Below are 18912 nucleotides of genomic sequence, written 5' to 3'. Positions count from 1 at the left end.
TTGTTCATCGCAGCTGCGCTTTCAGACCGGACAGCATCGCCGCGAGCGCGGCTTCGTCGGCTGCAACGCCGTAGACGTAGTGATCAGGGCGCACGATCGCGGCCGCGCAGACGTGCCGTGCGAACCAGCTCGTCACCACGCCGCTCTCCTCCCGCAGCACGTCCGGCCCGGCATCGTGATCGGCCTCCGCAACGCCGATCAGGCGCAAGCCCATCTCCGCCGCGCGGGCCGCGATCGCATGCGAGTGCGCCAACGCGCTATCGCCCCTGAGCACGAGCCGCCATCCGGCACCGCAGGCAGTGTCGAGCAATTGCCGGCCGCCTGCGGTCATCACCCACGGCTGCGGAAACAGCGTTCCGTTCGCGGCATGCGGCACATCGGCGCGCAGGCCGCAGCTGAGCGGCGGCACGATCTCCTGACGCGTAATGGTGCGCGGCATGCCGCCGCCTTCGGCGAGGATGCGGGCATCGCGTGCGGCGGCCGCTTCCGGATCGCGTTCGCAGATGACGTGACCGATCGCCTTGATGCGCGTCGTCAGTTCGCGAACATGAGCACTGCGTTCGTCCTGGTAGGTGTCGAGCAGCGCCTCGCCGGAGTCTCCGCGCAAGACCTCCGCGAGCTTCCAGACCAGATTGGCGACGTCGCGAATGCCCTGGCACATGCCCTGGCCGATGAACGGCGGCTGCTGATGGGCGGCATCTCCGGCGAGGAAGACGCGCCCGTCGCGCCATTTGCTGGCGACGAGGGCATGAAAGCGATAGCTCGCCGCCCGCCACAGCGTCGCATCATCGGGTGTCAACCAGCGCGCCAAGAGCCGCCAGACCTGCTCAGGCTGCTCCGTTGCGCGCGGATCCTCGCCCGGCAACAGCATGATCTCGAAACGCCGATGCGAGCCGGGTCCGACGATGTAGGTGGTCGGCCGTGCCGGATCGCAGAACTGCGCCGCCGTGCGCGGCAGTTTTGCAATCCCCGCATCGTTGACCCTGAGATCGATCACGAGCCAGGGCTCGTCGAACACCAGATCGTCGAAGCTGATCCCAAGCTGCCGGCGGACCGCGCTCGAAGCGCCATCGCAGGCGATGACGTAATCCGCGGTGACGTTCCGGGTGCCTTGGTCGCCTCGCACCTCGAGCGTGACGCCGTTCTGCGCCTCGCCAAGTCGGAGGAGTTCGGTGCCGAGTTCCACGACCACCGACGGGAGGGATCGCGCATGCGCGCGCAAGATCTCCTCGACCGGCGGCTGAGTGAACACCATGGTCGGCGTGTAGCCGAGCGGATAAGGCTCGCTCACCATGTCGATGCGGCGGATCAACTGGCCGCGCGCGCCGAAATGTTCAGAGGCCGGAAACGGCGCGATGTATGGACGCATCTGCCCGGCAATTCCGAGATTGTCGAACAGCCGCAGGATCTCGTGATCGATCGCAATCGCGCGCGGCTTGTCGTAGACGGCGCGGTCCCGGTCGACGGCCAGCGTGCGGATGCCTTGCGCGCCCAGCAGGCTGGCGGCGACGGCGCCTGACGGACCGAAGCCCACGACGGCGACCTGAAACTCGTTCGCGCGGTTCGAACCGGATACCAAGCTCAGCACACCCCGTGTCAGCGTTGATGGATTGCCGCGCTCAGGGCGCGGCGTAGCGAACCGACAATTGCGCCGCCTTGACGTGTTCAGCCTTCGGTGGCGCAATGCCCCATTGATCGGTGCGGCCGGGCGGCCAGACCCAATGATCCCTGCCCCGCACGACGTAGCTGTCGTCGACCTGGAGCACCTCGGCCGTGTATTCGATCACGGTCCCCACCGGATCGATGAAATAGGAAAAAACGTTGTCACCGGGACCGTGGCGACCGACGCCCCAGGCAATTGGGAAGCCGGCATCGATCATCCGCCCCGAGCCGCGCATCACCGCCTCCAGACTCGGCATCAGGAAGGCAACGTGGTTGAGTCCGTTGACCCCGGCGTCGGCGATCACGACGGCATGGTGATCGCCGTTGCAGCGGACGAACGCCATCGCCTTCGAACGGTCGGTGAGCCGAAAGCCGAGCGCCCTTTCGTAGAAGGCGGCGGAGCGATCAACATCGGTGCTGTTGAGATTGACATGGGCGAGCCGTTCAGGCCGGTCGCCTTGCTGCGGCTCCGGCGCGAGACTGATATCGCCGTGAACGAAGCGCAGGATGCCACCTTCCGGGGCACGAACGGCCATCGACACGCCGCCGTCGGGCGCTTCGTTGGGCGCCGGCCCGCGAAGCAACCGGGCTCCATCATCAACCGCGCTGGCGGCGATGGAAGCCAGATCGTCCGGGCTCGCGACACGAAAAGTCACCGCGCCGAGTTCCGGCTGCTCGCTTTTGTAGAGCGCGACGACGTGATGATCGCTACCGGTTGCGCGCAGGTAGACGATGCCGGCCAAGCGCGCGACGAGCGTAAGACCCCAGACCTCGCGATAGAATTTCACGGAGCCGTTCAGGTCCGGCGTGCCGAGCTCGACGCTGCGCAGCGCTGTCACCGGAAACCGGGGCATGAAGACGTTCCTCCGTTCAGGGTGCTTGGCGAGGCTCTTTTGGTCGTGGTCGGCCTGCCAAGCGTCAGGCGCATCCTCTTTTTATTACACAAAACTTATCCTGCAATATAAATTTATAGATTTTCGTGAATTATCGATGGATGTATATGATGATATACGTTGGCCTGACCCAAAATCGGAGATTTGAGCGGTGGATGTGACTACGGCGCTCCCCCTGTCGTCGCCCTCGACGCAAGCGAGCCATGTCTACGACCGGTTGCGCGAGGACTTGTTGTCCGGACGCCTCGCGCCGTCGCGCAAGCTGCAAATGCGATTTCTGATGGAGACCTATCAGACCGGTCAAACGCCGTTGCGCGAGGCGCTCAACCGGCTGACCGCCGACGGGTTGGTCGAGGTCCGCGAGCAGCGCGGCTTCTATGTCAAGGACGTCAGCCGCGCCGAGCTCGCCGAGCTCACCAAGACGCGCTGCTGGGTCGAGGCTCTTGCGTTACGTGAATCGATGGCGGCGTCCACGCCCCGGTGGGAGGAGCAACTTGTGCTCGCGCAACATCGGCTGAGCCGCGTGCCGCGATCGCTGAACGCCACGGAGTTCGAGGACAATGCCGAATGGGAGCGGCTGCACCGCATCTACCATCGGACCCTGATCGGCCAGTGCGGTTCGCAATCCCTCGTCGCGTTCTGCGGTCAGCTTGCCGACCAGCTCTATCGCTACCGCCGGCTGTCGATCAGCAAGGCCTTTCCCTCGCGTCATATCGGTGACGAGCATGCGGCGATCGTGGATGCGGTGCTGAGCAGCGATTCCGATCTGGCGGTGAAGCTGCTGACGGCCCATTACCGGCGAACGGCCGACGTCATCCTCCAGGACGAGGCCATTTTCCCGGAATTGCGGCGCGAAGCGGCCCGCGGCTGACGGTCGCCACGGCCTCGGGCCTTGCTTTCAATGCGCGCCCCTGAGCGTGCAGGCGGTGGTGCAGGTGACGGTATTGCCGTGGTCGCACGATTTACAGGCGCTGACGCACTGGTTCATGTCATGGGGATTGTAGGAGCTGTAGCTCCGCATTGGGCAGATCGGAGTCGAGCCGGTGACGTCCTGCTCCTGGTTACAGGCTGCGGTCATGAACGCAAACAAGATCACCGCCAACAGACGCATGGGATGTAAACCATCAAACGAGCAACGTTCGCGGGCAACGTTGCATGGCAACCTTGCCCCAGGCATTCCCATCGCCGGGAATCGCGACGTCGCGACACCCCGCTTCCCCATGAGGATGCGGCTCAATTATTAAGAACGGATTGCGACCGGGCCCATTCCCGCAAGGATGCAGATGCGGGCATCGTGCCTCGCTCTATCTGGAAACCTTAAACCACATCAGGCTGCGGTCCTGGTCGCGATCGCCCGGCGCATGTCCACCGCAAGCTGGCGATACTGATCGCCGAGCTTCAGGTAGAATTCGCGCTTGCTGCTGTCGGTCGCGAGCTTGGCAATCAGCTCGCATTCGGCGGTGAGCGTCTCGAAACGCTCCAGCCTGTCCTCAAGTTCTGTCATTGGCGTATCCCCATTAAACGCCTCAAGGACAGCTAACCTAAGCCCGGACATTAGGTCACGGCGAACATCGTTATGGAGTAGAATGTTTTTTGTCCGGAATGACACACTTCGCAGGCGCGTTGCGCCGCCGGGCGGCCCTGATATTGACGGCCTCCGCTCCAAATGCCAGTTTCATGATCGGTAGTGTCCGCAAGGACTACTGAAGGGAATGCGGTGCGTCCACCTTAGTGGGCAATTCCGCGGCTGCCCCCGCAACTGTAAGCGGATAGCCGACGACCAGCAAAACCACTGGAGCCCTTGGGTCTCTGGGAAGGTGGTCGAAGGCGACGACCCGCGAGCCAGGAAACCTGCTGCCAGCCATGAGTCACGCGCGAACGCATTGGGCGGGGTGCCCCGGTGTCGGACCAGTAGCCGGTACATCTGCCGCTTGGGCGAAGGCAGATTGCTAAGGCAACCGCGGTGACGGTTTGTTTGCGTCGCCGCAGAGCGTTGTTGTGCAACATCTTCATTTCCGTGCCGGCGTTACGCCGGGGTTTACGCGTGTTTTCCTGATCTCCCTGCTCTCTTCGGTGTCGCTGTCGTCGGCAGCGGTTGCGCAGAGCACGGCTCCGAGCAGGCCGCCCGTGGAGATCGGTCCCGTGACTGTCTCTCCATCCACTCCGAAGCCGGCTCCCGCCGTCAGCCCCGGCAATCAGAAGCCGCGCACCGTACGCCGCGCCACGGGGCGCAAGCCCATCGCACCGGTCGCTGCTGGGCCGATCGTCCAGAGCGCGAGCGACACAACGCCGCTCAACACCGCTGCCGTCGCCGGGGTCTCCTCCCGCCTCGGTATCTCGGTACGCGAGACGCCCGCGACCGTCGAAATGATCAGCCAGCAGACCATGCAGGACCAGGGCATCCGGACCACGACCGATGTCGCGAAGGCTGCGGTCGGCGTGACCGGCGGCGATGCACCGGGCGCGCCTGCGATCTTCTCGATGCGCGGCTTCGGCGGCGACCAACTCACCACCCTCTACAACGGCATCCCGATCGGGCCATCGACCATGACCGGCCGCCCCATGGATGTGGCAGGCCTGCAGCAGGTGGAGATCATCAAGGGACCGGATTCGCTGGTGGCGGGCCTCGGTGCGACCGGCGGCGCCGTCAACTACGTGACCAAGGCGCCGCATACGGGTCCGATCGTCAACGAGGCCTTCACCTCCTACGATTCTTTCAACGGCTATCGCGCCGGCTACGGATCGGGCGGCTCTACGCTGGTCGACGGCCTCGACTACCGCTTCGACATCAGCCATTTCAACGACAAGAGCTTTATCGACGACAGCTATTCGAAGCTCAGCAACGTCTCCGGCCAGCTCAACTATCGCGTCAACGACAGCCTGAAGATCTGGGGCGCGGCCGAGTACAAGCAGGACAGCGACCGGTTCTACTGGGGAACGCCGATCGTGCCGGCGAACGGGCCGGGCATCGTGCCGACATCGGGCATCGTATCCGGGACCTGGAGCAACTATTACCTCGGCGGCGGCACGCCGGTGGCGCCCACCATCGACGCGCGCACGCTGACCACGAACTACAACGTGCTCGACAACCACAGCGGCGCCAGCGAATTGTGGCTGCGCTCGGGCTTCCAGTGGGACATCACCAACAACGTCTCGCTGAAGAGCCAGGTCTACGGCTATGACGCCCATCGGCACTGGTTCAACAACGAGATCTCGTCGTTCGACCAGACCGTCGGCAATTTCGCCGGCGTGCAGAGCATCTATCGCGAACGCCTGGCCCTGGATCACGCGCAGCGGCTCTACGGCAACATCACCGACCTCACCGTCAATACCGACATCGGCGGCTTGGACAACCGTTTCGTCGCCACATTGGCGGCGAGCAACAACCAGTTCAACGTCTCGCAGGACACGCTGTTTTTCAACGATTACGTCGATCTCCTCAATCCGGACCGGGGCCTCTACGGCCCGCGCAGCGACGAGAAGATCTACACCCGCGTCAACACCGCCTCGTTGTCGTTCGAGGACCGGCTCAAGCTGACCTCGACCTTCGCGCTGATCGGCGGCATCCGGTTCGAGGACATCAAGCTGGACCGCACGCGCTTCTTTCCGGACGGCACTCTGGAGTCCGGCAAGGGCTATCCGTTCTCGACGAGCTTCAATCCCATCACCGGCCGCGTCGGCTATACCTGGGACATCGCGCCCGGCGTGATGCTGTACAGCCAGTATGCGACCGCCGCAGATCCGACGGTTGCCAACATCTTCATCCTCGCGCCGTCGGTGCCGCTGCTGCTGACGACGTCGCGGACCTATGAGACCGGCGTGAAGCTGCAGTCGGCCGACAAGCGCGCGGAGGCCACGTTCTCGGCTTTCGACATCCAGCGCAAGAACGTCTATGTCCCCGAAAGCGGCATCGTCTTCAATGTCGCCGGCAAGATGGAATCCAAAGGCATCGAGATCGCCGCGGCGATCAACCCGATCGCAGGCCTGAAACTGTGGGGCAATGTCGCCTTCGTGCAGTCGCGCTTCATCGACTTCAGCTATGTCGACGGCAGTGGCGTGTTCCAATCCTATTCGGGCAAGACGCCGCCCAACGTGCCCAACTTCATCGCCAATGCCGGCGCGTCCTATCGCTTCGATACGACACTGCCGGTCGAAATCGGCGCCTCGATGCGCCATGTCGGCGATCGATTCAACTACCAGGACAATCTCGTCGTCATGAACGGCTACACGACGTTCGATGCGTTTGCGTTCGTCGACATTCCGAAAACCTATTTCACGGGTGTCGAGAATACGCGGCTCTCGTTCCGGGTGCGCAACCTGACGAACAAGCTCTACGCCGCCTGGGGCGATCCGGGCTATACCGACCAGATCATCCTGGGCGCGCCGCGCAGCTACGAGGTGGCGGCGTCGTTCAAGTGGTGAGGGTTGCCGGACGGCAGTTCGGCTATTTGTTGTCCATCCGCCAGGTGCTGTCCCAACCGGCCGCTGGCGGGCTGGCGTCGAACTGCGCGATGCGGGTCAGCATCGTGCGCGACGGGCCGTCGCCGGGGGCACTCTCCAGCGCCGCGCTGAACGCGGTTCGTGCGTCGTCGAACCGGCACGCGCGATAGGCGGCAAGGCCTTCCGCATAATGCGCGCGCAGGCTCTCCTGCGGCTCGGCGAGCGCACCCGCCCGTCCCATCACTTCGAACACGGGCTGCGGCACGCTCTGGCCGACCACCGCGACACGATCGATCTCGCGCAATTCGAGCCGCGACCCGATCGCCTCGGCGGTTGTCTGCGAGATCAGGATGCGGGTGCCGTAGACCTTGTTGACGGCCTCCAGGCGCGAGGCGAGGTTCACCGCGTCGCCCATCACCGTAAAGCTCATCATCAGCTCGGAGCCGATGCTGCCGGTCAGGACTTCGCCGGTGGCGATGCCGATGCGCAAATCGCACTGCACCGGCATGGCGCGGATGCCAAGCAGATCCGGCAATTGCTTCTGCAACGCGGGCACCTGGTCGGCCATGTCGATAGCGGACAGGCCTGCGAGCAGCGCCTGCTCGTCCTCCTCGACGAAGGGCGGGCCCCAATAGGACATGATGGCGTCGCCGATATATTTGTCGATCACGCCGCGGTTGTTCCGGATCGGAGCGGACATCACCGTGAAATAGTGGTTCATCACCTTGACGAGGCCGCGCGGGGTCATGCCCTCGCTCATCGAGGTGAAGCCGCTCATGTCGGAGAACATGATGGTCATCACCCGGCGCTGGCCATCGATGGCGATTTCCGGCCCGTCGATCAGCCCCTGCACCACCTTGGGATCGATATAGCGGCCGAAGGTCTCGCGGATGCGCTCGTTGTGGCGCAACTGCTCGATCATGCGATTGAAAGCGGCGGCGAGCTCGCCGATCTCGTCCTGGGTCGAGACGGTGATGTTCTTGTCGAAACGGCCTGCCTCGACCTCTCGCGCACCGGCAAGCAGCAGCCGCACCGGCCGGGTAATGCCGCTACTGACCAGCAGCGCAAAGGCAAATCCCACGATCGCCGCAAGCAACGTCACGACACCGGAGATGATGATCGCCTGCCGCTGGTGGCCGATCACCGTCGACGTGCTGGCGAAGACCTGCTTGAGCATGTCGGCGCGGATCGCATCGATCCTCTGGTTGAACTGATCGCGCAAGCCGTCGAGATGCTCCAGCGTGCCGCGCGCCTCCGGCATCTGCTTGGCATCGATCTGCTTGAGGAGTTTTGCGTAATTCTGGTTCATGCCAAGGCGCAGCTCGGTGACCGCGGTCTCGATGCGGGTGTCGATCCGCGCCAGCGTGGCATTGTCCGACGGCGTCCTGGTATCGTCGATGATCGCGTTGATGAGCTTGCGCGCGGCCGAGGTTTCCTCCTCGATCCTGCGATCGGCCTCCTCGAACTCGTGAACGCGCGCCGTATAGGCCTCCTCGTCCGAGGAGTCCTGCATCTTCATCATGACCATCCGCCGCAGCGCCACCGCCCGCTCCAGCGAGCGGATATTGGCCCGCGCCAGATCGCCATAGGCCGGGATGTAGCGATTGGTCAGCTCATCCAGGAGCGTGCCTACCTTGCTCGACATCACCATCGACAGGACCGAGGTGACCAGCATCAGGACGATGAGTCCGAGGGCAATGCCGACGATCTTGCGCCGGATCGATTGGTTGAAAAGCGGCATGAGGTGCGGGGCAAAGGGCTGAACGGATGGCTGGGGAACTCAATACACCGGTTTTTGGCCCGGGAACACGCGTAATCTGGCCCTTCGCGGCGGCCTGAACCGTACGCAACTGTCGCGGGAGCCCCATCGTTAACAAAGGTTAAAGCCATTGCCGTTTCCGCCGCTTCGGAAGTTCCCCGGTTCCGATCCGCATTTTGCCGCATTGTTGAACGAGCCTCAGGAATGCGAAACGATGTCGTGGCATCGTTTTGGTGTCGTCTTTGATTCTCGAGCCGCATGTCGTCGCGGACCTTGGTTTGTAGTGGTTTCGCGGGGGGACCATCGAATGAACCAGTGCCTACGCTCGCTCGCGTGTGTCGTTGCCGTGGCCGCGATGGCCTTGCTGCCCACCGAGTTGGCAGCGAAGAGCAGTCACAAATCATCCGCGCCGAAGAAGACGCATGAGGCAAAAGCCGGCAAGCAGCGGCATGCCGCCGCCGGCAAGCACTCCAAACACGCCGACGCCAAGCGCAAATCGAAGAAGCAGGACGACGAGCCCGCGGACAAGCCGGCGCCGCCGGCGCTGACCGGCGACCTCGCCGCGCTGAAGGACGCGATCGACCTCGCGCGCAAGGGCAAGACCGACGACGCGACCGCGGCGCGCGACCGCATTGCCGATCCCGCCGGACAAAAGCTCGCCGACTGGTTCATGCTGCGCCACGCCGATAGCACCGCGAATTTCAAGCGCTATGCTGCGTTCCTCGCCGCCAATCCGGATTGGCCGAGCGCAGCGTTGCTGCGCCGGCGCGCCGAGGCGCGGCTGTGGCAGGAGAAGACCGATGCGGCCACCGTGCACGCCTTCACGATGGATCGCCCAACTAGCGCCAAGGGCAATTTCGCGCTCGCCCGCGTGCTGCTCACCGAAGGAGATAGTGACAGGGCCACGCGCCTCGTGCGTGAGGCCTGGCGCACGGACGAACTGTCTGAGCGCAGCGAAGAGGATTCCTACGACGCGTTCCACGACGTCCTGACCGCGGACGATCATCGCGCCCGCATGGACAAGCGCCTTGGCGCCAAGGACTATTCCGGCGCAAGGCGCGCGGCCAAGCGGCTCGGCGAGGACGCGCTCGCGATCGTCAAGGCCTGCGCCGCGGTCAACGGCAAGGCCGACAAGGCCAAGGACTATCTCGAAGATGTGCCGGCCGACGCGCGCCGTGACCTCGGCTATGTCCTCTGCCGCGCGCAATGGCACATGCAGAAGGACCGTATCGACGATGCGGCCGAGGTGATCCTGGCCGCCGCGCCCGAGACCATGGCAGCGCAGGATACGGACGCCTGGTGGCGCGAGCGCCGCCTGCTGGCACGCAAGCTGCTCGATCAAGGGAAATTCAAAACCGCCTACGACGTGGTGCGCGCGGCCGCCGTGCCGGCGATGGACGTCTATCGCGTCGACTACCATTTCATGTGCGGCTGGATCGCGCTGCGCTATCTCGACGATCCCAAGGCGGCGATCGCGCACTTCGCCGCGATCGACGAAGGCTCGGCCAATCCGATCGCACTGTCGCGCGCGCATTACTGGCGCGGCCGTGCGGCGGAGGCGATGAATGCGACCGCCGACGCGCGCATGAGCTACAAGGCCGCCGCGCGCTATCCGACCGCCTATTACGGCCAGCTTGCCCGTGCACGACTCGGCCTCGAGGGAATCGAGCTGCGCGCGCCCTCGCCTGTGCTGGCCTCGGCCGGCACGCCGGCCGCAGACGAGCGCGTGCGCGCCGCCGAGATGCTGTACGGCATCGGCGAGCGCGACATGGTGTATTACTACGCCGAGGATTTCGCCAAGGAGAGCACCGACGTCACCGCGCTTGAAGCGCTCGGCGAGCTCGCGAGACAACACAACGATGCGCGCGTCATGCTCGAGGTCGGCAAGTCGGCGCTGGCGCGCGGGCTGGCGCTCGATCATTACGCCTTCCCGACCATCGGCATTCCCGAACACAAGCAGGTCGCCCCCGCGATCGAGACCAGCGTGATCTATTCGGTGGCGCGCACCGAGAGCTCGTTCAACCAGCGCGATAAATCGGCCGCCAATGCCGTCGGGCTGATGCAGGTGACGCCGGAAGCCGGTCGCGACACCGCAAAACGTTTCGGTGTCACCTATGACTGGGACAGGATGGTCTCCGATCCCGTCTACAACACGCAAATGGGCGCAGCCGAGCTCAGCGCACTTCTATCGGAATATCGCGGCAGCCAGATCATGACCTTCGCCGGCTACAATGCCGGCCGCGGCCGCGTTCGCGAATGGGTGCAGGCGCACGGCGACCCCAGAGATCCCAAGATCGATCCGATCGACTGGGTCGAGCGCATCCCGCTGTCGGAGACGCGCAACTACGTCCAGCGCGTGATGGAGAACGTGCTGGTCTATCGCGCGAGGTTCGAGGGCAGCGGCGCAGTGGCCGGCAAGACCGACCAGCGCGTGGTGACGCAGGATGCCAACGCCAAGGCGACGCCGGTGGGATTCGTGGCGCCGGAGTAGAAGCGGACCGGGTTCACTCCACCGTGATTTTCGCCGCCTTGATGATCGGCCACCACTTTGCGATCTCGGCCTTCTGCCGCGCGCCGAGCGCCTCCGGCGTCAGCTGATCCTTTGGCGTCATCTCCAGGCCCTGGCTTTCGAGCTGCTTCTTGACGGCGGGATCGTTCAGCGCTTCCACGGCGGCCGCATTGAGCTTTGTGACGATCTCCTTCGGCGTGCCCTTCGGCACCCACAGGCCCGACCACAGCGTCATGTTGAAGCCCTTCAGGCCCGCCTCCTCCGCGGTCGGGATATCGGGCGCCGAAGCCAGGCGCTTGTCGTCGGTGATGGCGTAGGCGCGGATGGTGCCGGCGCGGACCTGGTTGATGGAGTTGGAAGTCTGGTCCACGATGATGTCGATCTGGCCGGCGATCAGATCGTTCAGCGCGGGCGCGGTGCCGCGATACGGCACATATTGCAGCTTGATGCCGGAGACGCTCTCGAAATAGACGCCGGCGATGTGGCTGCCGGAGCCGGCGCCGGCGGTGCCGGCCGTCGGCGGCGACGGCCGCGATTTCAGCCATTCCATCAGCTCCTTCAGCGAGGTCGCGGGCACCGCGTTCTTGCTGACCACGATCATCGGATTGCTCGGCAGCAGCACCACCGGTTCGAGATCGGTAACGAGGTCGTAGTTGAGCTTGTAGACGGCGCCGTTGGCGACGTGGGTGCCGAGATGGCCGAAGGAGATGGTGTAGCCGTCGGGCGGTGAATGCACGGCGCGCCCCACCCCGATCGAGCCGCCGGCGCCGGTGACGTTCTCGATCACCAAGGCCTGGCCGAGAGAGGTGCGCATGCGCTCGGCGAGCACGCGCGCCATCGCATCCGACGGGCCGCCGGCCGCGAAGGGAACGATGATGGTGATGGGATGCGACGGATAATCGTCGGCGCGCGCGCTGCCTGCGAGAGCGAGAATGCCGATCAGCCCGGCCCAGACGGCCTTCTTCATTGTGTTCTCCCAGCGATTCTTGTTTTCTTTACCTCGCCCCGCTTGCGGGGAGAGGTCGAATTCGTGCGCAGCGCGAATTCGGGTGAGGGGGTACAGGTCTCACGAATATCTCATTCGCGGAGAGAGCCCCTCTCCCCGACCCTCTCCCCGCAAGCGGGGCGAGGGAGAAGGAAAATTTAGAACTGCGTGTAGTCGATCGGCTTGTGGCGATCGAGCGTGCGGGCGACCGGCGGCAGCGGGTACTTCAGGCCGGTCGCGCAGTTGAACAGCATGACGCGGTCACCCTTCGAGACGCGGCCGTCTGCGAGGCTGTCCTTGTAGGCGGCGTAGGTCGCGGCGCCCTCGGGGCACAGCAGCAGGCCCTCCTCGCGCGCGACTTCGTTCAGCGCCGCCGAGATCTTGTCGTCGTCCACCGCAATCGCAAAGCCCTTGCTTTGCCGCACCGCGCGCAGGATCAGGAAATCGCCGATCGCCTGCGGCACGCGGATGCCGGATGCGATGGTGTGGGCGTCCTCCCAGCGCGCGGCGTGCTCGGTGCCGGCCTCATAGGCCCGCACCATCGGCGCACAGCCCGAAGCCTGCACCGCGACCATGCGCGGGCGCTTCGAACCGATGAAGCCGATCTTCTCGAGCTCGTCGAACGCCTTCCACATGCCGATCAGGCCGGTGCCGCCGCCGGTCGGATAGAAGATCACGTCGGGCACGTCCCAGCCAAGCTGCTCGGCGAGCTCGAGGCCCATCGTCTTCTTGCCTTCGATGCGGTACGGCTCCTTCAAGGTCGAGGTGTCGAACCAGCCGACCTTCGCCTTGCCCTCGCCGACGATCTTGCCGCAATCGTCGATATAGCCGTTGACGCGGTAGACGGTCGCGCCCTGCAGCTCGATCTCGCTGACGTTCACCTCAGGCGTATCGGCCGGGCAGAAGATCGTGGTCTTGATGCCGCAGGACGTCGCATAGGCCGCGAGCGCCGCGCCGGCATTGCCGTTGGTCGGCATCGCCATGTGCTTGATGCCGAGCGCCTTGCCCATCGACACCGCCATGACGAGACCGCGCGCCTTGAACGAACCGGTCGGCAGCCGCCCCTCGTCCTTGACGATGATCTCGCCGCCGCCGAGTTTCTTGCCGAGCTTGGGCAGCCGGATCAGCGGCGTCGTGACTTCGCCGAGCGAAACGATGTCCTTGCATTTGCGCACCGGCAGCAGCTCGCGGTAGCGCCACATGTCAGCGGGGCGCTGGGCGAGCGCATCCTTGGTCAAAGCCTTCTTGACGCCAACGAGGTCGTAACGCACCAGCAGCGGCTTGCCGGCCTTGGAGAGGTTGTGGACATGGTCAGCGGCGTAATGATCGCCCTCCATCGCGCATTCGAGATGGGTGACGAAGGTCGGGCGTTCGATGGTCAAATTGTCGTTGTCGTGCATGGGTTGGTTTCCTTCTTATTTTGCGAACGGCTCTTTCTGCTCGTCATTGCGAGCAAAGCGAAGCAATCCAGAATCGTTCCGAAGAGGCAGCCTGGATTGCTTCGCTTCGCTCGCAATGACGGCGGTGGGCGGCGATGCGCCCATCAAATATTCAACACCCTTCCATAAGCATCCAGCACCGCTTCCTTCATCATCTCCGACAGCGTCGGGTGCGGGAATACCGTGTGCATCAGCTCTTCTTCAGTGGTCTCCAGATTCATCGCGACGACGTAGCCCTGGATCAGCTCGGTCACTTCAGCGCCGACCATGTGGGCACCGAGCAGCTGGCCGGTCTTCTTGTCGAAGATCACCTTGACCAGGCCCTGGTCCTCGCCGAGCGCGATGGCCTTGCCGTTGCCGACGAAGGGGAAGCGGCCGACGCGGATCTCGCGGCCCCCCTCCTTGGCCTTGGCTTCCGTGAGGCCGACCGAGGCGACCTGCGGCTGGCAGTAGGTGCAGCCCGGGATCATCAGCTTGTCCATGGGATGGGGATGCAGGCCCTTGATCGCTTCGACGCAGATCACGCCTTCATGCTCGGCCTTGTGCGCGAGCATCGGCGGACCGGCGACGTCTCCGATGGCGTAGATGCCGGGGACATTGGTCTTGCCGTAGCCGTCGATGACGATGCAGCCGCGATCGGTCTTCACGCCGAGCTTTTCGAGGCCGAGATTCTCGATGTTGCCGACGACGCCGACGGCCGAGATCACCCGCTCGAACTCGGTCGTGACAGGCTTGCCCTTGCCGTCGTCGATGGTGGCGACGACGCTGTCGGCCTTCTTCTCGAGCTTTGTCACCTTGGTCGAGGACATGATCTTGATGCCCTGCTTCTCCAGCCGCTTGCGCGCGAGGCCGGCGATCTCGGCGTCCTCGACGGGCAGGATCTGCGGCAGCACCTCGACCACGGTGACGTCAGAGCCCATGGTGTGGAAGAACGAGGCGAACTCGATGCCGATCGCGCCGGAGCCGACCACCAGCAACGACTTCGGCATCCGCTCGGGGACCATCGCCTCAAAGTATGTCCAGATCAGCTTCTTGTCGGGCTCGAGCCCCGGCAGCACGCGCGGCCGCGCGCCGGTCGCGACGATGATGTGCTTGGCCTGATAGGCGCCCTCGCCGAGCGCCCCCTTCGGGCCTTCGACGTCGGACTTCTTCACGGTGACTTTGCCGGGGGCATCGATCGAAGCGGCGCCCCAGATCACGCTCACCTTGTTCTTCTTCATCAGGAAGCCGACGCCGTCATTCAGCCGCTTGGAGACGCCGCGCGAGCGCTGCACCACGGCCTTCGGATCGAACGAGACATTGTCGGCCGACAGGCCGTAATCCTTGGCGTGCTGCATGTAATGGTAGATTTCGGCCGAGCGCAAAAGCGCCTTGGTCGGGATGCAGCCCCAGTTCAGGCAGATGCCGCCGAGATAGGATTTTTCGACAATCGCGACCTTGAAACCCAGCTGGGCGGCGCGGATCGCGGTGACATAGCCGCCGGGACCTGAGCCGATGATGATGACGTCGAAGGATGTGTCGGCCATTGCGGCTCCCATTCAACTGAATTTCGTAGGGTGGGCCAAGCGAAGCGTGCCCACCGCCTTCCAACACTATGAACAGGTGGGCACGGCGCGGTTCGCGCCTTTGCCCACCCTACGTATTCACCGTCTGCGGCTCACACCATCATCATGACGGGGTTTTCGATCAGCTGCTTGAAGGCACCGATCAGCTCGGCGCCGAGCGCGCCATCGATGGCACGGTGATCGCAGGACAAGGTCACGCTCATCATATGCGCGATCTCGATCTTGCCGCCGCGCACGACAGGTCGCTCCTCGCTGGTGCCAACCGCAAGGATGGTCGCATGCGGCGGGTTGATCACGGCCGTGAAGTGGCTGATGCCGAACATGCCGAGGTTGGAGACGGCGGTGGTGCCGCCCTGGTACTCTTCCGGCTTCAGCTTGCGCGAACGCGCGCGCGCGGCGAAATCCTTCATCTCGTTGGAGATGGTGGAGAGCGTCTTGGTCTCGGCCTTGCGGATGATCGGCGTGATCAGCCCGCCCGGCATCGCAACCGCAACGCCGACGTCGGAATGGTGATGCTTGACCATGCCGGACTCGGTCCAGCTCACATTGCAGTTCGGGATCCTCTGCAGCGCGACCGCCATCGCCTTGATGACGAAGTCGTTGACCGAGATCTTGTAGAGCGGCTTCTTTTCCTTGTCCTTCGGCGCGGCGGCGTTGATCTCCTCGCGCGCGGCGAGCAGCTTGCCGATGTCGCAGTCGATGGTGAGGTAGAAGTGCGGGACGTTCTGGATCGACGCGGTCAAACGTTGGGCAATCGTGCGGCGCATGCCGTCATGCGGGACGACGTCGTAGGAGCCGGGCTCGAACAGCGACATGATCTGCTTGTCAGACATGGTCGGCGCTGCCGAGGGCGCACCGGACGGTGCCGCGGCCGGTGCCTTGAGGCCCTTGCCGGATTTGGCCTGCTCGACGTCGCGCGCAACCACGCGGCCGTGCGGGCCGGTGCCAGTCACCATTGCAACATCGACGCCGGCCTCTTTGGCGATGCGGCGCGCCAGCGGCGATGAGAACACGCGGCCGCCATGGCCGTTGCTCTGCGCAGCCGGTGCAGCAGCAGCCTGCGGTGCTGCAGCGGCGGCAGCAGGCGGCGGCGCAGCCTTGGGCGCGGCCGACGCAGGAGCCGGTGCAGCAGCGGAAGTTTCAGCAACCTTGGGCGGCGCGGCCGAAGCGCTGGGCTTGGCGGCACTCGCGGCCTTCACGTCCTCGCCCTCGCTGGCGAGCACCGCGATCACGTCGTTGACCGGGACGTCCTGCGTGCCCTCGGGCACCAAAATCCTGGCGATCGTGCCCTCGTCGATGGCTTCGACCTCCATGGTGGCCTTGTCGGTCTCGATCTCGGCGATGACATCGCCGGATTTGACCTTGTCGCCTTCCTTCTTCAGCCACTTGGCGAGGTTGCCCTTCTCCATCGTTGGCGAAAGAGCGGGCATCAGGATGTTGATGGGCATGCTGACCTCACGAAGAACTTCTCAAAAATTCGTCTCCGAAAGTGAAGACGAACAGACCAGGTTTAGTTGCCGATGTCGCCTTGCCACAGGCGCTCATTGGCAGGGACGGAACGCCACGACTTCATCATGGTGATGGAGCGATCGTCGGCAAGGTCGATCCAGGGGATGCCGAACTTGTCGAGAATGTCCTTGGATCCCTCGAAGGTAACGGATTCCCCGATCACCACGAGCTGAACCTTGAACAAAGCGAGCGCGCCGGCACACATCGAGCATGGCGACAGCGTGGTGTACATGACGGTGTCATGGAACGAGATCGCGCCGGCTTCGCGCAGGCAGCTCATCTCGCCATGCAGGATGACGTTGTTCTCCTGCACGCGGTTATTGTGGCCGCGGGCGATGATCTTGTTGTCGCGCGTCAGCACGGCGCCGATCGGCAGGCCGCCCTGCGCGATCGAATCCTGCGCCTCGCGGATCGCCTCCAGCATGAAATCGTAGTGGTGGGATTCGACAGCCACGGTCAGTGCCCCTTCCCGCGCGGCGTGGTGGTGCCCGTGTCGGTCGGGCGTTCGATCTCCGCCTGGAACATCTCGAGGATCCGGTTCATGGCGTCCTCCTCGGTATATTCGCTCTCGCGCGAATAGGCGCGGGCGGCGTGGCGGGCGAGGTCAACCAGCAGCAGGCCCCACATGTCGGGCTCCTCGAAGGCGCGCTGGAACGCCATCGACAACCCGCCATCCAGCACGAACACGCGCAGGATCTCGACCGCATCATCGCGGGCGAGGACGTCGGGCGGCAGTGGCTGCTCCTTCGGGCCCGTCATGGCCTACCTGTAGCAGACGGCTTTGGCGGCCTCGACCACTTCGGCCACTGTCGGCAGCGCGAGCTTCTCGAGGTTCGCGGCATAGGGCATCGGCACGTCCTTGCCGGAGACGCGCGCAACCGGCGCATCCAGATAGTCAAATGCGTTTTCCATGATGCGCGCGGCGATCTCGGCACCGACGCCGCTCTGGGCCCAGCCCTCTTCCACCGTCACCGCACGACCGGTCTTCTTGACCGAGTTGATGATGGTCTCGGTGTCCATCGGCTTCAGCGTTCGCAGATCGATCACTTCAGCCTCGATGCCGTCCTTGGCGAGCTCGTCGGCGGCCTTGAGCGCGTAGCTCATGCCGTTCGACCAGGAGATGATGCTGACATGGCTGCCGGAGCGCACGATGCGCGCCTTGCCGATCGGGATCACGAAATCGTCGAGCTTCGGCACCTCGCCGGTGTGACCGTAGAGCATTTCGTTTTCGAGGAAGATCACTGGATTGGGATCGCGGATCGCGGCCTTGAGCAGGCCCTTGTAGTCGGCGGCCGAGAACGGCGCGACCACCTTGAGGCCCGGAACGCTCGAATACCAGGCGGAGTAATCCTGGCTGTGCTGGGCCGCGACGCGGGCCGCAGCACCATTCGGCCCGCGGAACACGATCGAGCAGCCCATCTGGCCGCCGGACATGTAAAGCGTCTTGGCCGCGGAGTTGATGATCTGGTCGATCGCCTGCATGGCGAAGTTGAAGGTCATGAACTCGACGATCGGCTTCAACCCGGTCATCGCGGCGCCGACACCGACGCCGGCGAAGCCGTGTTCGGTGATCGGGGTATCGATCACGCGCCTGGCGCCAAACTCCTGGAGCAGGCCCTGCGTCACCTTGTAGGCGCCCTGATATTCGGCGACCTCTTCGCCCATCACGAAGACGTCGGCGTCGCGGCGCATCTCTTCGGCCATGGCGTCGCGCAGCGCTTCGCGGATGGTCTGCGTCACCATCTCGGTACCTGCGGGCACTTCAGGATCGGGCTCGGCGACCGCCTGCGGCGCTGGCGCGGCCTTGGGCGCGGGTGCCTCGGCCTTTGCGGCAGCGGGCGGCGCTGACTCCGCAGCCTTCTCCTGCTTGGCCGGCGCGGGCGCTTTCGCAAGATCGGCAGCGCTCTCGCCGTCGGCGAGAATGGTCGCGATCGGCGTGTTCACGGCAACGTCGGCGGTGCCTTCAGGGATCAGGATCTTGCCGAGCGTGCCCTCATCGGTCGCCTCGACCTCCATGGTGGCCTTGTCGGTCTCGATCTCGGCGATCACGTCGCCGGACTTGATCGTCTCGCCCTCTTTTTTCAGCCATTTGGCGAGGTTGCCCTTTTCCATCGTGGGCGACAACGCGGGCATCAGCACTTGAATTGGCAT

Annotated in this window: 15 protein-coding genes and 1 riboswitch; of the genes, 3 read left to right on the top strand and 12 right to left on the bottom strand. The window is 64.4% G+C overall.

Translation table 11 applies throughout. The annotated features are described in order from the left end of the window. Positions 1-4 precede the first annotated feature (4 nt). Together ABIA96_RS16070 and ABIA96_RS16065 are read right to left on the bottom strand one after the other, a co-directional pair. Positions 5-1588 (bottom strand): bifunctional 3-(3-hydroxy-phenyl)propionate/3-hydroxycinnamic acid hydroxylase, encoded by a 1584-nt coding sequence (locus ABIA96_RS16070; protein WP_354138015.1) that lies wholly within the window; start codon positions 1586-1588, stop codon positions 5-7. A 31-nt stretch (positions 1589-1619) separates the two neighbouring features. Further along, a complete protein-coding gene (locus ABIA96_RS16065) occupies positions 1620-2516 on the bottom strand; it encodes a VOC family protein (protein ID WP_354138014.1) in 897 nt (298 codons plus the stop codon). 196 nt (positions 2517-2712) lie between these two features. Here ABIA96_RS16065 and ABIA96_RS16060 point away from each other — a divergent pair, with 196 nt between their 5' ends. Next, a complete protein-coding gene (locus ABIA96_RS16060) occupies positions 2713-3426 on the top strand; it encodes a GntR family transcriptional regulator (RefSeq protein ID WP_354138190.1) in 714 nt (237 codons plus the stop codon). A gap of 27 nt (positions 3427-3453) precedes the next feature. Here ABIA96_RS16060 and ABIA96_RS16055 read toward each other — a convergent pair whose 3' ends face one another. After that, positions 3454-3666 (bottom strand): hypothetical protein, encoded by a 213-nt coding sequence (locus tag ABIA96_RS16055; RefSeq protein WP_354138013.1) that lies wholly within the window; start codon positions 3664-3666, stop codon positions 3454-3456. 216 nt (positions 3667-3882) lie between these two features. Further along, positions 3883-4059 (bottom strand): hypothetical protein, encoded by a 177-nt coding sequence (locus tag ABIA96_RS16050; RefSeq protein ID WP_354138012.1) that lies wholly within the window; start codon positions 4057-4059, stop codon positions 3883-3885. Between the two features lie 164 nt (positions 4060-4223). Beyond that, positions 4224-4428, top strand: a riboswitch (cobalamin riboswitch). Between the two features lie 125 nt (positions 4429-4553). On the opposite strand from ABIA96_RS16050, the gene ABIA96_RS16045 reads away from it, so the two are divergent. Next, a complete protein-coding gene (locus tag ABIA96_RS16045) occupies positions 4554-6977 on the top strand; it encodes a TonB-dependent receptor (RefSeq protein ID WP_502918821.1) in 2424 nt (807 codons plus the stop codon). Positions 6978-6999: 22 nt separating this feature from the next. Here ABIA96_RS16045 and ABIA96_RS16040 read toward each other — a convergent pair whose 3' ends face one another. Further along, positions 7000-8736 carry an adenylate/guanylate cyclase domain-containing protein gene (locus ABIA96_RS16040; RefSeq protein WP_354138010.1) on the bottom strand — a complete coding sequence of 579 codons (1737 nt, stop codon included), beginning with the start codon at positions 8734-8736 and terminating at the stop codon, positions 7000-7002. A 325-nt stretch (positions 8737-9061) separates the two neighbouring features. On the opposite strand from ABIA96_RS16040, the gene ABIA96_RS16035 reads away from it, so the two are divergent. Continuing rightward, positions 9062-11245 carry a lytic transglycosylase domain-containing protein gene (locus ABIA96_RS16035; protein WP_354138009.1) on the top strand — a complete coding sequence of 728 codons (2184 nt, stop codon included), beginning with the start codon at positions 9062-9064 and terminating at the stop codon, positions 11243-11245. Between the two features lie 13 nt (positions 11246-11258). On the opposite strand, the gene ABIA96_RS16030 is transcribed toward ABIA96_RS16035, so the two are convergent. The 7 genes from ABIA96_RS16030 to ABIA96_RS16000 all read right to left on the bottom strand — a co-directional run bounded on the left by ABIA96_RS16030 (position 11259) and on the right by ABIA96_RS16000 (position 18912). After that, the gene (locus ABIA96_RS16030; protein WP_354138008.1) at positions 11259-12230 is read right to left on the bottom strand and encodes a tripartite tricarboxylate transporter substrate binding protein BugD; all 972 of its coding nucleotides are present in this window, start codon (positions 12228-12230) and stop codon (positions 11259-11261) included. 176 nt (positions 12231-12406) lie between these two features. Then, positions 12407-13648 (bottom strand): threonine synthase, encoded by a 1242-nt coding sequence (locus tag ABIA96_RS16025; RefSeq protein WP_354138007.1) that lies wholly within the window; start codon positions 13646-13648, stop codon positions 12407-12409. Between the two features lie 143 nt (positions 13649-13791). Further along, complete coding sequence (lpdA, locus tag ABIA96_RS16020; protein ID WP_354138006.1) at positions 13792-15213, bottom strand: dihydrolipoyl dehydrogenase; 1422 nt, start codon at positions 15211-15213, stop codon at positions 13792-13794. A gap of 131 nt (positions 15214-15344) precedes the next feature. Then, positions 15345-16700: a pyruvate dehydrogenase complex dihydrolipoamide acetyltransferase gene (locus ABIA96_RS16015; RefSeq protein ID WP_354138005.1), complete on the bottom strand. Its 1356-nt coding sequence runs from the start codon at positions 16698-16700 to the stop codon at positions 15345-15347. Between the two features lie 62 nt (positions 16701-16762). After that, positions 16763-17215 (bottom strand): nucleoside deaminase, encoded by a 453-nt coding sequence (locus ABIA96_RS16010; RefSeq protein WP_354138004.1) that lies wholly within the window; start codon positions 17213-17215, stop codon positions 16763-16765. Positions 17216-17217: 2 nt separating this feature from the next. Next, positions 17218-17520, bottom strand: coding sequence for a DUF5076 domain-containing protein (locus tag ABIA96_RS16005; RefSeq protein WP_354138003.1), 303 nt, complete (start codon positions 17518-17520; stop codon positions 17218-17220). Positions 17521-17523: 3 nt separating this feature from the next. Next, positions 17524-18912 carry a pyruvate dehydrogenase complex E1 component subunit beta gene (locus ABIA96_RS16000; protein WP_354138002.1) on the bottom strand — a complete coding sequence of 463 codons (1389 nt, stop codon included), beginning with the start codon at positions 18910-18912 and terminating at the stop codon, positions 17524-17526.

The organism is Bradyrhizobium sp. LB11.1, from assembly GCF_040549385.1.
Classification (GTDB): Bacteria; Pseudomonadota; Alphaproteobacteria; order Rhizobiales; family Xanthobacteraceae; genus Bradyrhizobium.
This window is presented reverse-complemented; position numbering and strand designations above follow the sequence as displayed.

What these genes read in the sequence shown, in the direction of transcription:
- ABIA96_RS16030 (WP_354138008.1), bottom strand. Translation starts at nt 12,230, where the DNA reads ATGAAGAAGGCCGTCTGGGCCGGGCTGATCGGCATTCTCGCTCTCGCA.
- ABIA96_RS16040 (WP_354138010.1), bottom strand. Translation starts at nt 8,736, where the DNA reads ATGCCGCTTTTCAACCAATCGATCCGGCGCAAGATCGTCGGCATTGCC.
- ABIA96_RS16000 (WP_354138002.1), bottom strand. Translation starts at nt 18,912, where the DNA reads ATGCCAATTCAAGTGCTGATGCCCGCGTTGTCGCCCACGATGGAAAAG.
- ABIA96_RS16005 (WP_354138003.1), bottom strand. Translation starts at nt 17,520, where the DNA reads ATGACGGGCCCGAAGGAGCAGCCACTGCCGCCCGACGTCCTCGCCCGC.
- ABIA96_RS16050 (WP_354138012.1), bottom strand. Translation starts at nt 4,059, where the DNA reads ATGACAGAACTTGAGGACAGGCTGGAGCGTTTCGAGACGCTCACCGCC.
- ABIA96_RS16055 (WP_354138013.1), bottom strand. Translation starts at nt 3,666, where the DNA reads ATGCGTCTGTTGGCGGTGATCTTGTTTGCGTTCATGACCGCAGCCTGT.
- ABIA96_RS16065 (WP_354138014.1), bottom strand. Translation starts at nt 2,516, where the DNA reads ATGCCCCGGTTTCCGGTGACAGCGCTGCGCAGCGTCGAGCTCGGCACG.
- ABIA96_RS16025 (WP_354138007.1), bottom strand. Translation starts at nt 13,648, where the DNA reads ATGCACGACAACGACAATTTGACCATCGAACGCCCGACCTTCGTCACC.
- ABIA96_RS16035 (WP_354138009.1), top strand. Translation starts at nt 9,062, where the DNA reads ATGAACCAGTGCCTACGCTCGCTCGCGTGTGTCGTTGCCGTGGCCGCG.
- lpdA (WP_354138006.1), bottom strand. Translation starts at nt 15,213, where the DNA reads ATGGCCGACACATCCTTCGACGTCATCATCATCGGCTCAGGTCCCGGC.
- ABIA96_RS16015 (WP_354138005.1), bottom strand. Translation starts at nt 16,700, where the DNA reads ATGCCCATCAACATCCTGATGCCCGCTCTTTCGCCAACGATGGAGAAG.